General features: G+C 33.8%; 18 protein-coding genes. 10 read left to right on the top strand and 8 right to left on the bottom strand.

Translation table 11 applies throughout. The features are described 5' to 3' along the window. The first annotated feature begins 40 nt into the window (after positions 1–40). Both alba1 and SSOP1_RS04920 read left to right on the top strand, forming a co-directional pair. The gene (alba1, locus tag SSOP1_RS04925) at positions 41–334 is read left to right on the top strand and encodes a chromatin protein Alba1 (protein ID WP_009992406.1); all 294 of its coding nucleotides are present in this window, start codon (positions 41–43) and stop codon (positions 332–334) included. Positions 335–415: 81 nt separating this feature from the next. Continuing rightward, positions 416–736, top strand: coding sequence for a hypothetical protein (locus tag SSOP1_RS04920; RefSeq protein ID WP_009992405.1), 321 nt, complete (start codon positions 416–418; stop codon positions 734–736). On the opposite strand, the gene SSOP1_RS04915 is transcribed toward SSOP1_RS04920, so the two are convergent. Next, the gene (locus SSOP1_RS04915) at positions 711–995 is read right to left on the bottom strand and encodes a hypothetical protein (RefSeq protein ID WP_009992403.1); all 285 of its coding nucleotides are present in this window, start codon (positions 993–995) and stop codon (positions 711–713) included. The genes SSOP1_RS04920 and SSOP1_RS04915 overlap by 26 nt on opposite strands. A gap of 88 nt (positions 996–1,083) precedes the next feature. Here SSOP1_RS04915 and SSOP1_RS04910 point away from each other — a divergent pair, with 88 nt between their 5' ends. Beyond that, complete coding sequence (locus SSOP1_RS04910; protein ID WP_009992402.1) at positions 1,084–1,590, top strand: hypothetical protein; 507 nt, start codon at positions 1,084–1,086, stop codon at positions 1,588–1,590. Positions 1,591–1,605: 15 nt separating this feature from the next. Here the strand turns inward: SSOP1_RS04910 and SSOP1_RS04905 are convergent, their stop codons facing one another. Further along, entirely contained in the window at positions 1,606–3,261 is a 1,656-nt protein-coding gene (locus SSOP1_RS04905) for a DEAD/DEAH box helicase (protein ID WP_009992401.1), read from the bottom strand. Continuing rightward, positions 3,221–3,592 (bottom strand): hypothetical protein, encoded by a 372-nt coding sequence (locus SSOP1_RS04900; protein WP_009992400.1) that lies wholly within the window; start codon positions 3,590–3,592, stop codon positions 3,221–3,223. Before SSOP1_RS04900 ends, SSOP1_RS04905 begins: the two co-directional genes overlap by 41 nt. A 113-nt stretch (positions 3,593–3,705) precedes the next feature. Between SSOP1_RS04900 and gatC the strand changes: the two genes are divergently transcribed. From gatC to SSOP1_RS04880, 4 genes are read left to right on the top strand one after another with little or no spacing between them, the layout of a single operon-like run. Continuing rightward, positions 3,706–3,999: an Asp-tRNA(Asn) amidotransferase subunit GatC gene (gene gatC / locus SSOP1_RS04895; protein ID WP_009992398.1), complete on the top strand. Its 294-nt coding sequence runs from the start codon at positions 3,706–3,708 to the stop codon at positions 3,997–3,999. Between the two features lie 4 nt (positions 4,000–4,003). Further along, positions 4,004–5,428 carry an Asp-tRNA(Asn)/Glu-tRNA(Gln) amidotransferase subunit GatA gene (gene gatA, locus SSOP1_RS04890; RefSeq protein WP_009992397.1) on the top strand — a complete coding sequence of 475 codons (1,425 nt, stop codon included), beginning with the start codon at positions 4,004–4,006 and terminating at the stop codon, positions 5,426–5,428. A 27-nt stretch (positions 5,429–5,455) separates the two neighbouring features. Next, positions 5,456–6,541, top strand: a complete 1,086-nt coding sequence (gene twy1, locus SSOP1_RS04885; protein ID WP_009992395.1) for a 4-demethylwyosine synthase TYW1 — start codon at positions 5,456–5,458, stop codon at positions 6,539–6,541. A gap of 36 nt (positions 6,542–6,577) precedes the next feature. Further along, a complete protein-coding gene (locus SSOP1_RS04880; RefSeq protein ID WP_121497912.1) occupies positions 6,578–7,201 on the top strand; it encodes a DUF120 domain-containing protein in 624 nt (207 codons plus the stop codon). Here SSOP1_RS04880 and SSOP1_RS04875 read toward each other — a convergent pair. Together SSOP1_RS04875 and dph5 are read right to left on the bottom strand one after the other, a co-directional pair. Next, on the bottom strand, positions 7,198–7,878 hold the full coding sequence (locus tag SSOP1_RS04875) for a DUF357 domain-containing protein (RefSeq protein ID WP_009992393.1): 681 nt from the start codon (positions 7,876–7,878) through the stop codon (positions 7,198–7,200). The two genes, SSOP1_RS04880 and SSOP1_RS04875, sit on opposite strands and share 4 nt — an antisense overlap. Further along, positions 7,860–8,633: a diphthine synthase gene (gene dph5 / locus SSOP1_RS04870; RefSeq protein WP_009992392.1), complete on the bottom strand. Its 774-nt coding sequence runs from the start codon at positions 8,631–8,633 to the stop codon at positions 7,860–7,862. Before dph5 ends, SSOP1_RS04875 begins: the two co-directional genes overlap by 19 nt. Before the next feature lie 42 nt (positions 8,634–8,675). Here dph5 and SSOP1_RS04865 point away from each other — a divergent pair, with 42 nt between their 5' ends. Further along, complete coding sequence (locus tag SSOP1_RS04865) at positions 8,676–9,431, top strand: metallophosphoesterase (protein WP_009992391.1); 756 nt, start codon at positions 8,676–8,678, stop codon at positions 9,429–9,431. A gap of 88 nt (positions 9,432–9,519) precedes the next feature. Continuing rightward, the gene (locus tag SSOP1_RS04860) at positions 9,520–10,077 is read left to right on the top strand and encodes a TATA-box-binding protein (RefSeq protein WP_269454397.1); all 558 of its coding nucleotides are present in this window, start codon (positions 9,520–9,522) and stop codon (positions 10,075–10,077) included. Here the strand turns inward: SSOP1_RS04860 and SSOP1_RS04855 are convergent. Next, positions 10,066–10,911 carry an N-acetylglucosamine kinase gene (locus tag SSOP1_RS04855; RefSeq protein WP_009992388.1) on the bottom strand — a complete coding sequence of 282 codons (846 nt, stop codon included), beginning with the start codon at positions 10,909–10,911 and terminating at the stop codon, positions 10,066–10,068. The genes SSOP1_RS04860 and SSOP1_RS04855 overlap by 12 nt on opposite strands. Positions 10,912–10,956: 45 nt before the next feature. On the opposite strand from SSOP1_RS04855, the gene SSOP1_RS04850 reads away from it, so the two are divergent. Next, the gene (locus tag SSOP1_RS04850; protein ID WP_009992386.1) at positions 10,957–11,166 is read left to right on the top strand and encodes a DUF5622 domain-containing protein; all 210 of its coding nucleotides are present in this window, start codon (positions 10,957–10,959) and stop codon (positions 11,164–11,166) included. Here SSOP1_RS04850 and SSOP1_RS04845 read toward each other — a convergent pair. Both SSOP1_RS04845 and SSOP1_RS04840 read right to left on the bottom strand, forming a co-directional pair. Beyond that, entirely contained in the window at positions 11,150–12,217 is a 1,068-nt protein-coding gene (locus SSOP1_RS04845) for a DUF373 family protein (RefSeq protein ID WP_009992384.1), read from the bottom strand. The two genes, SSOP1_RS04850 and SSOP1_RS04845, sit on opposite strands and share 17 nt — an antisense overlap. Further along, positions 12,189–13,085 carry a coiled-coil protein gene (locus SSOP1_RS04840; RefSeq protein WP_009992383.1) on the bottom strand — a complete coding sequence of 299 codons (897 nt, stop codon included), beginning with the start codon at positions 13,083–13,085 and terminating at the stop codon, positions 12,189–12,191. The genes SSOP1_RS04845 and SSOP1_RS04840 overlap by 29 nt, the downstream gene beginning before the upstream one ends. Positions 13,086–13,181: the final 96 nt, after the last annotated feature.

The raw sequence follows: 13,181 nt of genomic DNA, 5'->3' as shown, positions 1-13,181 counted from the left end.
TTTATATGAATGTCTATTTGAGACCAAAAAGGTGGAAAAGATGAGCAGCGGAACCCCAACTCCAAGTAATGTAGTCTTAATAGGAAAGAAACCAGTAATGAACTATGTTTTAGCAGCATTAACTCTATTAAACCAAGGAGTAAGCGAAATAGTAATCAAAGCTAGAGGAAGAGCTATTAGCAAAGCCGTAGATACTGTAGAAATAGTAAGGAACAGATTCTTACCAGACAAGATAGAGATTAAAGAAATTAGAGTAGGGAGCCAAGTAGTAACGAGCCAAGACGGAAGGCAATCGAGAGTTTCAACAATAGAGATTGCCATAAGGAAAAAGTAAGTGTCTGAGTTTTTTGGACTTTTCTTTTATTATGCGCTACTTTTAATAGGGAGCTTAACATAAAATATTCTTGCGATTTAAATGAGTCAGCCTACAGTTAAAGTTGAATTTGAGGGGAAAGCGAAAATAGGGGAAATGATGGGCAATTTTAAAGCTATACAATTAAAGCCAGAAGATTTCTCCAGTCCATTAGCGTTACAAATGGCTCTCTCCAGAATATACTCTGAGTTGATGAACATGATGAATCAAAGACAAGAACTCCACTATGTTGCTGATGTAAAATTTACAGATTCTATGGGAAATCCAATAAGCGTGGGAGTAGATTTTGGAGACAAAATACCACCATTAAGCAAGAAAGAGGTTAAAGTAAAGATAACTATTGAATTCTACGACGAAGAGTAGTTCTTCTTTCCAAATAAGGTTTTGCCAAGAAGGAAAGAACAAAATCATCAAAGGGATTAAGCCTATACTCAACATTACTCAGTTTAGTTACTAAACCTATTTTAGTCATATAATTTATACTATTACTTGCAACTTTTTTAGAAAAATAGGGCATTAAAACAGAAAAAGCATCACCTATATTAAATTTCTCATATCTAAATTTCTTGAAAAGAAGGAAATATATTATTACCTCCCTCTTTTTAAGCCATCTCATATTCATCAGCCTGGTTATTCATCAACTGCTCAGCCCTTACAAGTGCATACATCTTTAATTTTTATTTATAGTATACCTCTTAATATTGCTTAATATGCCTTACGTAGACGTTAGCAGTAAAATATGCAGACCTAATGAAGCAAGGGAAATAAAAGAAGGAGACATAATATTAGTATATCCAGCTACTTTGAACGTAAATGGAAAAATAGTTACTTTCCCTCCACTCTCATTAGTTAGCGACCAGTGCACACACGAGATTAAAAAGTTGAGCTGGATAGAAGGTATAATACTAACTCGAGAAGTTTTTCATAACACTGCTTTCCTTAAGTGTGAAAACTATATTGAAGGAGAGATAGAAATATTAGAACCTACCCTTCTTACAGCGTTCACTTTTAAACAAGCTGTTGGACGCAAAATAAAGGGATATATAAGTAAAGGTATTAAAGGTGTACCGCTATTGAAAGTAAATGACCAACCAATAGTAAGCATAGATAAAGGCAGAGTAAATGTTGGACTCTGCTTTTTAGATAATAGAGATGTTCTAGTAAGATTATTCGGATATTCCATATTTTACTATATTACCTCAACATTATCGATCTAAAGGGTTAGGTTTATTTTAATCTCTGTCGATATTTTCGGAGGATGAATAAGACATACCCTCAAATGAGAGAATATCAGTTTCTTTTCTCTTTTTTGCTTGATATTCCTCTGGAGTACCACTAACAACTATTTCATAAAGTTTTGCTTGCTTGCCATTATAGGGTCTCATAATCCTACCTAATCTTTGAATAAATTGCCTTCTAGAACTGGTCCCAGTCACAATAATCCCTACATTAGCATCCGGAATGTCTATTCCCTCATCTCCAACAGTGGTTAAAACAAGAACCCCTGCATTCATAGTTTTAAACGTCACTAAAACTCTCTTCCTTTCCTCTTTAGACATCTTGCCGGTTAAAAGTAAAGAATTGTATCTCTTAGCAATTTCTTCAGCTTGATCAATATACTGTGTAAATATGAGAATCTTTCCCTTTTCAGACTTAAGTATTTCGTCTAAAGCCTTCATTTTCTCTGAAGCGAAGTTCACTATTTTTCTCATTTCATTATAAACTCTCATGGCTTCAATAGCACTTTCATCACCTTTTTTTACTAACTCTATCAATTCACTTACCTTCCTGCCCTTAGATAATGCCTTAAACCTATTCAATAGCTCATTGTATCGCTTCCTCTCTTCTAAGGTTAGCCTTACTTTTTTCTGAATTATCTCATAGGAGGCGAGATAACCTAACTTGGCTAGTTCGGTAACTGACTTATAATATATTATTCCCCCTATTAGGCTAAATAACTCATTGTGTTTATTATCTTCTCTATGAGGAGTCGCTGAAAGACCCATCCTATAAGGAGCTATTAAACCTTCTGCTATTAATTTAAACTTATCTGCAGGTAGGTGATGAACTTCATCAACTATTAGCAGGTAAAATTTATCAAATAGTTGTGGAAGATGTCTATATGCTGTATGATAGGTAGTTATGGTTATTGGTCTTATTCTCTTTTCTTCTGAGTAATATAAACCAATGTCAGGTCTTTTTGAGGTAAACTTTAGTATAGCTTCTTTCCATTGTAACATCTGCTCTTTGGTAAAGGTTACAATGAGAGTGGGCTTTCTGATTATATCTATACCTTTTATTCCAACTACTGTCTTTCCAGCGCCTGTCGGTAGTGCTATAACCCCCTTGTTTCCATTCTTAATCCAATTTTCTATAGCTTCTCTTTGATATTCCCTTAATTGCCCATTAAATTCGAATTCAAACTCCTTGAATGAAAGGTTTAATTCCTTGACCTCTAATCCATTTTCTCTCAATTTTTGCAATAGATTAAAATAATCCATTGGACGCACTATAAATCTTCTATTTTGTTTATCATATCTGATTTTGAATCTGTGCTCTGAATTCTCATTTTTACCATTAATTTTCTCTAGAACGTCAGCAAGATAAGTATATGGTTTCATGATTATTTTACCAGCCTCTATATCAAAGGAACAATCAAGGAGTTTCTCCCTTAATGTTGCAATATCTTCTTGAGAAAGACGCACGTCATAATCCTCTAAGATTTCTACTATCTCATTCGGTTTTACTCCATTTCTTTTAGCTCTTTCCAAATCTATCATAAACTGAGATCCACTACTATCTCTTCCTAAATATCTCGAGAATAATAGTAACCTCTTGAAGTCATCCTCATCTAACCATTGTTTGATATAGAAAGTCCTCGAGGACATTTTTAATCACTTCAACATATATAACCTTTAAATTAGAACCTAGAGTATTTATAAGTTCCGAGATATCCTCTACATCATAAATAAAGTATTTGTCACCATTAAAATTTGAGAAAACACCTATCGAAGGTAAATTATATCTAGACTTACTCATTAAAAGTAATTTATATATATCATTTAAAAACGGATTTATATATAAAATCAGACCATCTCCATTATCTAAAGTTATACCTAGAAAGTTCTTACCTAGAGCCTCTGCTTCAGAGAAACCATAATGTAAAGCCTCTTCTAATCCCATCCAAGGTAAATTTGTGATTAAGTCCTCTATCTTCACAAATATTATGATAGGAAAAAGGTAGTTTAAAATGTATCGTGAACATTAGATTTAACTTAGGACAGGTTTTTTGCTGAATGAAAATATAAACTAGTTCTCTAAAACTGTTATTAATGAAAATAGAGGTCAATGAGAATTTAATTAAACACTTGGAAAACTTATCCTTAATTCAATTAAGCGGTGAAGAAGAAAAAATATTGGAAAAGGATCTAGCTAATATCATAAAATTCTTTGAAAAGATCAACGAGCTTGATTTAAGTAATGTAGAACCACTATTTCATCCTCTTCCTCAAGGAAGACTAAGGAAAGATGTTCCAAGGGATCCATTAGACAGGGAAAATGCTCTTAAAAATGTGAAAAGAAAGGAAGATGGGTATATAGTAGGACCTAGAACTTACGGTGAATAGAATTATGATAGTAGACTTAGTCAACGATTTGAGAAATAAGAACTTAGAAGCTGAAGAGTACATCGAGAGAACGTATGAGAAAATAGGCAAATATGACAAATATATTAATGCGTTTATAACTATCAGAAGTAAGGAAGAGGTATTAAAGGAAGTAAAAGAAAGCATTAACAAAGGGGGTAAATTAGCAGGAGTCCTAATTGCAATTAAGGATAACATCTCGACTGAGGGAATTAGAACTACTTGTGCGTCAAAGATGTTAGAAGATTACATACCTCCATACGATGCTACAGTGATAGAAAAATTAAAGAAGGAAGGGGCAGTAATCATTGGAAAAACCAACATGGACGAATTCGCTATGGGTTCAACTACAGAAACTAGTTATTTCGGTCCTACTAGAAATCCTTGGGACTTAGAAAGAACTCCTGGGGGATCATCTGGAGGCAGCGGAGCAGCTCTAGCGGCTGGTTATGTCGAATTGGCGTTAGGTAGTGACACTGGAGGTTCCATAAGAGCACCTGCAGCATATAATGCCATTTTTGGTTTAAAGCCGTCTTATGGTACAGTGAGTAGATTTGGTCTAGTAGCTTACGCAAATAGTTTAGAACAAATAGGACCAATGGCTAGAAATGCCGAAGACTTAGGATTGCTTTTCTCAATAATTGCTGGACCAGATGAGAGGGACGCTACTACAATTAACTTAAATCTAAATTTTGAGTTAAAGGAACGAAGCGTAAAAAACGTTAGGATAGGTGTTCTTAGTGACATTTTAGAAATGTCGGAAAAACCAGTATCCGGTGTGATAAAAGATGTTGTAAATAAACTATCTAGCGAAGGGGCTTTAATTGAAGATACTAAACTAGGTAATGCGGAATACGCACTACCAGCATATTACATAATTGCAATGTCTGAAGCAAGCTCTAATTTGGCAAGATATGATGGAGTTAGGTATGGATACAGTAAGTATATGGAAGGGAATTGGCGTGAAGTTTATGCTAAAAATAGAGGAGAAGCGTTTGGTATGGAGGTAAAGAGGAGGATTCTTCTTGGCAGTTTTATCTTAAGTGCTGGATATTATGAGGAATTTTACCTCAAGGCATTAAAGGTTAGAAATTTAATCAAGAAGAACTTGGACGAATTATTCAAAAAGTATGATATTTTGCTCTCTCCTACAATGCCTATACTACCGCCTAAGATAGGTGAGGTAATTAATGATCCGGTTAGAATGTACGCAATGGATCTAAATACCGTGATAGCTAACTTAGCTGCAATACCAGCACTATCAATGCCGGTAGGATTTTACAGTGACCTTCCAATAGGATTACAGTTAATGGGTAAATATTTGTCAGATATTTATTTAATTAACATATCATCCTTTATAGAGAGAAATATAACAAAATTGTACAATTTAACCGCATCAGTTAAGATCTAATAATTTTTTAATCCTATGTGCGATAGAATGTACAATATGCAAAGTAATTTAAGGATCGATACAGTAAGTGAGATATTCAAGGAGTTACAAAAAGAAAAGTACCATATCATTGGAACTCATAGTGCATATAAGAAGTGTCATTGGACTCATTCTGCCCTTGTAGCCAACAGATCTTGTTATAAGGGAAAATTCTATGGAATTGAGAGCCATAGATGTGTACAGATGACTCCAACTGCGGCTTGGTGCTGGTTTAGATGCGTACATTGTTGGAGATTAGAACCAGAGGATGTTGGACTAGAGTGGGACGATACGAAAATGCCCGCATATGATGATCCAGAATATATTGTCGAAAGGAGTATAGAAGAACATAGGAAGGCCGTTTCTGGATATTTAGGAAGAAATGATGTTAGTATTCAAAAAGTAAAAGATGCGATGAAACCCGCACATGTCGCAATAAGTTTAACTGGAGAACCCACACTTTATGAAAAACTGGGTGATCTCATCAAGGAGTATCACAAAAGAGGTATGACAACCTTTCTTGTAACAAGTGGCGTAAGGCCAGACATATTGGCAAGCTTAGAAGAAGAGCCTACTCAGTTATTTGTATCTCTACAAGCTCCGAATGAGATAAAACATAAGATGATTAACAGACCAGTAGTAGCTAATTCTTGGCAACTAGTTATGAAGACCCTAGAGATCTTACCTAGTTTTAGTTCTCCAACGGTAATAAGATTTACAATGATAAAGGGGTACAATATGAGTGAACAAGATGCAAAAGAATTTGCGAAGTTAATGGAAATTGCCATGCCTACATATATAGAGATTAAAGCTTACATGCACGTGGGACCATCGACCTATAGATTAAGTAGAGACGCTATGCCAAAACATAAAGAGATTAGAGAATTTGCTAAAATCTTAGGACAATATACTGGATATAAAATCTTATCAGAACACGTGCCCAGTAGAATAGTTCTATTAAGTAAATTGGATAAGCCGATTAAGATTGGGAATGCGTGGAATGAAAAATGGAATTGGTCTACCATTGATATGGAGGACGATATGAGTGGAGAATATAAGGAAGCAGAACAAGGTTGTACAGAGGGATCAACTTGAAAAGATGAGTCAAACGCTTGTATATTAGCTAAAATAATAGCCTACTCAAGGGGCAAATCGTACGTAACACAATCAGAGCTAGCTAAGTTACTTAATTTCTCACAGCAGTCAATATCACGCAAACTAAAGGAATTGGAAGATGATAAGTTAATAGTTAGAATAATATCTAAAGAAGGAGAGATTATAAGATTGACAGAAGAAGGAGAAAGATTTTTGAGTTCATGTTTAAGTAGCTTAAAAGATGCCATATTGTCGCTTCATAGTATTGAAATAAAGGGGAATATTGTATCTGGACTTGGAGAAGGTAAAATATTTCTATCAATGGAGTACTACAAAAGCCAAATAAATAAAATAATGGGGTTTGATCCGTTTCCAGGTACTCTAAATATTGTAATATACGATAAAGCATCCCTAGAAAACAGATTACTCTTAGATTCATCACCTTCTCTAATGGTCCCTGAATATAAACAAAAGGATAGAGTATTAGGTGCAGTTAAATTATATCCAGCCGCAATTAATAAATTAACACCAGCCGCAGTAGTTATTCCTTTAAGAACTACACATCCAAAGAGCGTAATAGAGATAATCTCTCCATTCCATCTGAGAGAAAAATTGAATTTAAAAGACGGCGATGAGGTAACAATAGAAGTTTATGTTTAACGTTGTTCTAAGTTACAATACCTCTTTTTAATTTCATTTATTATATCTGTTGTGCTTGAGTGAGACCATTTCCTTATTCTCTCATTTAATCTGATTATTTGAGGACTTAAGCCTCGTTTTTTCAATTCCTCAAGAAGCTTGGCCTCGTCAACTTTCTGATCTGGCCCTAGGAAAATGATATCCGGATTTATTCTTTCCACACTTTTTAGAAAATCCTCTTGATCACCTAATATTGCATCAAAAACATATCTTATACTCTTAATAATTTCTAGCCTAGTTTGCTCATCGTTAATCGGCTTTCTCCCCTTAATTCTCTCTGAATTAGAGTCCCTCGCGACAGTTACGTAAACTCTTCCATACTTTGACGCCTCTTTCAAGAATTCTATATGCCCTGGATGCAATATATCAAAGGTACCTGCAACAAATACCTTTTTTGATACATTAGATTTAGGGTCACTGTTCTCATAAATCTCCTTTGCATCCAATAAACCTTCAGCGTAAACAACATCAACTAATGCGGTTATGTAATCGCCTTTCTCTAAATAGTATTTAGCGTCCTCAGTATATAATCTAGCCAATTCTACTACCTTATTGTTGGCACTACTAGTGTCCTTTAATCGTTCATCCATTCCTTTAATGTACTTTTCTATCCTTTTCTTTAACTCCTCAATATCCATTTTATAGCATCAGCCTCCATATAATGAAGGTTACCAGGAATTATAATAATATGTGGTGTATTTCCGAAGTCGAATGAAGTAGCTTCTTCTACTTTAAGTGCAATAATTCTCTCGTCATCACACCCTAATCTAGCACCAACTATTATAATATCAGATTTTGAAAGAACACTTTTCTTATGCCTCTCTTCAAGTCGTAATAAGATCTGAAGTGCTTCGTTAGCAGTCATTGCTTTCTCGTTTTTCAAATCCAGATATAATATGGTATGAAGACCTCTTTCTTTGTTATCCTTAATCACATTATAGGGAGTAGGATCTATGAAATCGTTATAAGGAAATGTAACTGTAACTGACTTACCAAATTTATAGGAAGATAATAGAGACTTTGATATAAGATAGCAATGTACTGAAATCCCTGGAATCACTTTTACCTCATGTCCTCGATGTTTAGCCTCTATAAGTAGCGAAACATGGGTTGTGGCTATTAATGCATCTCCAATACTGGCTATACTTACATTATAACCCTTGTCTAAATAGTCTATGATAGCCTTTGAGTTATTTTCTAATAAACTCCTATCCGCTTCAATGAATTCTCTCTCTCCCTTTACCAATCTCCTTAATACGTCCACATTTATATCACAAGATCTAGATGTATATCTATCAAAAATTATAATATCAGAATTACTTAGTGTCTCTATAGCACTATCAGTTATGAATTTCTTAGAGATTCCAAGACCTACTAGACTTAAGATGCTCACAGAAAAAATGTATAAAATAGTGTTTAATATTATCTTATTTAAATGCTTGAACTCGCTAAAGGAATCTTAATTGCTGAGGACTTACCAGCACTTTACGTAAAACAAGCTAATAGTGTAGTCCTATCTGACGTACATATAGGTTATGAAGAAGAGATGTCTAGAAAAGGTATATATATTCCTAGAATACAGAAAAAAAGATTTTTTACTATAACAAATAGAGTACTCTCAGTATTTAATACTAAAAAACTAATAGTAAACGGAGATTTCAAACATACCTTTGAAAAACTTACTCGACAAGAAAAAGAGGAATTAAATGAAATATTGAAATATTTAAAGGATAACGGAGTGGAAGTTACGATAGTGAGAGGAAATCATGATAACTACATATCTTTAGTTACGGAAAGATTTGATAATGTAAAATTAGTTGATGAGTTAGATCTTGGAGAAATCCTCATAACTCATGGACATAAAGTAGTGGAACCGAGAAATAATACGACTTACATTATAGGTCATGAACATCCGAGAATATCCATAAGAGATAAGTTGGGTTTCTCTAGGAAATTGCAATGCTTTCTATCAATTCCAATAAAAGAAAGGGAAAACTCTCAAGTTATAGTATTGCCTGCAATTGGAATATATCAAGCAGGGAATGACATATCATTAATACATTCAAACTACATGAGTAATTTGATAAAAGAACATACCATATTAGAAAAAGCGAAACCTTATATTATAATTGAGGGAGAAGGCATCATGGAGTTCCCAGAATTAGGCTTAATTAAAAACGTACTTATTTAAAAGAGGGATTTATAAATGCAGAATCAAAAAGTTTTTAAGGTGATCTTTTATCTCCAATTCAGCGGTATCGTATAAACCCATTGTAAATATAGAAAATATTGTGGCAACAGTTACGTTAGAGCAGAGTTTAGATTTATACGCTATGGAAAGAAGTATCCCCAACATAGAATACGATCCAGATCAATTCCCGGGACTAATATTTAGATTAGAACAGCCTAAGGTAACAGCTTTGATATTCAAATCTGGTAAAATGGTAGTAACAGGTGCAAAAAGTACAGAGGAGCTAATAAAGGCTGTAAAAAGGATAATAAAAACGCTTAAAAAATATGGCATAAAAATAGTGGGCAAGCCTAAAATCCAAATCCAAAATATAGTTGCATCAGCTAACTTACATGTGAACGTTAATCTAGATAAAGCTGCATTCCTATTGGAAAATAACATGTACGAACCAGAACAATTCCCAGGACTAATTTTCAGAATGGATGATCCTAGAGTTGTCCTGCTAATTTTCAGCAGTGGTAAAATGGTAATAACTGGAGCGAAGAGAGAAGATGAAGTGTCTAAAGCAGTAAAGAGGATATTTGATAAGTTAGCAGAATTAGATTGCGTAAAACCTATAGAGGAAGAGGAAGAGTTAGAGCTCTAAAAGCCTAAGCAAACCGTTTATTACACTTCTACTTTTAACGCTTTTTATTCCCTTCTTCTCTAGTTCTCTCTTGAAAAAGGATACATAAACTGGCGATTCATACATTCCACCAAAATAGTATACCACATTAGAGTTTACAGCTTTACATACCATTTGCACTAAAGTAGAGAATTCTGACATGCAGTTGTTCAAAATTCTAATTGCCTTTATGTTATTTTGCCTTATAGCGTTTAACAAATTAACTGAAAATTGGGCTATTTTAGCTGGATTACAAGAGTTTTTATAAAGGAATCTCACTAAGTCCTCTTCAGTTTTGAAAGTAGAGAATTGAGTTAAACTTCTATCATTGGAGAGCCCTTGAAACTCTCTTAATAACTCATGTAAAAACTCTCTACCTAGCCAGAATCCGGAACATATATCGCCAACTAGCCATCCTCTATCGCCCTTTATTATCCTTTGACTTCCATCAAAACCATATACTATACTACCAGTCCCTGCAATAGTTATACATCCCTTATCTGCATTAGACATAAGTACAACATGAGCGTCGTGTTCTATAATTACCTTATCTGCATATTTACTTAAGCGCGGATATAATTGACCTTTTACCTCTTTTGCCATAACCTCGCTGTCGATCCCGGCTAAAGATATTGCAATTCTATCAAATTTCTTATTGAATATTGAGACTATATTACTTAGCCTTAGAACCGACTTATAGGGACCCACTTTATCTACACTTGCTGGTTCGTATTTGTACTGCCTTACTATTTTTTCACCGTCATGGACGAAAACTTTAGTAGATGTACCACCAGCATCTATTAATAGATATTCCACAAACGATATAAACACTAAACAACATTAAAACTTTGGTGACAAGAAATGCTCAAACATGGCAAGTACGTTTATATAGATCTAAATAATGGCAAATACGTTAAAGTAAGGATACTAAAATCAAGGGACGATAACTCAGTTGAAAAATATGTTCTAACCAGTCATGTAAGTAAGAATAGACCTAAGAACGCTATAGTAATAAAGATGGATAATCTACCAATAGAAGTTAAAGATAAATTAACTAGATTCTTTTTATGAGTTTCTCCAGAATTCCATATTTTTCTAATGCCGTTAAGGTAATATATATTGAAATGATAACTATAGAAGCCAATATTAGAGTATATAATGATTGAAAAGTTAGAATATAAGTATTATCTATAATGTCTTTCACAACAGTAAATAATATGAAATAAATTATAACGATATTTATGATTTTAATTATATCATGCCATACCCTAATATCTCTATTTAATCCCTTCGAGATAGCCTTACCACCAAACAAGATTATGGCGGAAAATGAAGCATATGGTAAAATTTGAAGAATTATAAAAGCAAATTCTTGTATACTACTTAGTCCCCTAACTATCTGAAGTTGTATATAAAGGTTAATCACACCTATTAAAAGAGAGATAATAGATACTGTAGCCGTTATCACCATTATTGTGGAATTCTCCCACCAACTCTCTATAAGATCGTCTATTTTGAGACCTTTTATAACCATTGCGACTCCTAGTATAATTAATATTGTCGGTTCTATGTAAACTGACAAATTCAGAGCAGCTAATATTCCAGCTAATGCTAATATTATGCCAGGTACACCTAAGAAAACTCTTGCATATCTCTTTTCCGTTACGGCTTTTCTTATATATTTTGCAAGGAGCATATATGTCTCCTCTACTCCCCTATACTGCTCTACGATTACTTGCTGAACCGCAGAAATCTTTAATCTGGATTGAATTATAGGTATCGCGCGAGCATCATCTGGACTATCATAGACTACTACCGCATATTCTGGCGATAACTCCTCAATTACTTTGTCTAATTTTTTTGAAAATTCTAACTGTGACTCAGTACCACCCTTTTTTGACCCCGATATGAAAACTATCTCAGTGTCTTCCCCTTTTCTTTTTAGATCAGTATAAATATTGAATGCTACTACCATCGAATTAAAATCAGAATCTGTCGGCATAAAATACGCTGCTTTATCAAGTGTTAGCTTACATTTCTCCTCTCCTATAATTGGTGTAGAAAACCCTAAATCTCCTATATCATCATCAATATCAACGTATATTACTATTGTCTTTACCATCCTTATTATCTACTTCCCCATAAAGTATTAAAAATTCTTCAAAAGATAACCTCTTATTCTGCTTAAGCTTCTCCTCTATACTCTTCTTCTTTTTCTCAATGAACTCAGTAGTATTGACTTGTACTGGATTTTCTTGAAGGCTTTTTAATGCCCTCTGGGCCTCATTTAGCTCATTACTCTTGTTTTTAATTTCTACATTTAACTCTTCTATCTGCTTGGAAATATTTTCTATTTCATTGTTTAAACCATTTATCTCATCTCTTAATTTATTTCTCTCTTCAACTAGTTTCTTTATAATATTCTTCTTTTCTGTTATCTCATTTATAAGTGTCTTAATCCTTTCCCTAATTGTATTCAGCTCAACCTTTTTAGCTAGTAATTCGGCTTTTTCTTCAGTTCTCTTCTCCTTTATTTTCATAATCTTTTTAGCATCTTGTAATTTCTTCTCTAGTTCAGCAATTCTCTGTATAACTTTTTTCTCTTCCTCTAATGTAAGAGAACTGGTTTGTAATTTCCATTCTAGCTCCCTTATTTTCCTCTCTATCGAATCTGGATTACCTAGGTTATTAGAAGAAAGTTTTTTAACTTCTTCGAAATCTTTTCTAATTTGCTGAATTATTTCAATCAGATTTTTTCTCCTCTCTTTAAGCTGGTTAAATTCCTCTAATTTCATTTTATACTCTTGCCTTACTACGTTAATTTGCTGCGTCAACTCTTTTACTTTGGCTATTTTTTCCCTCCTTTTCTCTCTCATTTTTTTGACCTTTTCAATAAGTTCTAACTTGAGTTGCTTTAGTCTAACTATATTCTCTTTGAGCTCAGATATCTTCTTATATAATTCGTCTGTGTCCGCTGATATGGATGACATTCTTGTCTATTTTAGTAGCGAATACGTATAAATAACTATTTCCCACATAATAACCTTCAGCAAGTCCTAAAAATGTCCTTAACCAACTAATATGAA

Source organism: Saccharolobus solfataricus (assembly GCF_900079115.1).
Taxonomy (GTDB): Archaea; Thermoproteota; Thermoprotei_A; order Sulfolobales; family Sulfolobaceae; genus Saccharolobus; species Saccharolobus solfataricus.
Note: the sequence above shows the minus strand (reverse complement) of the source record. Positions and strands in the feature narration are given on the sequence as shown.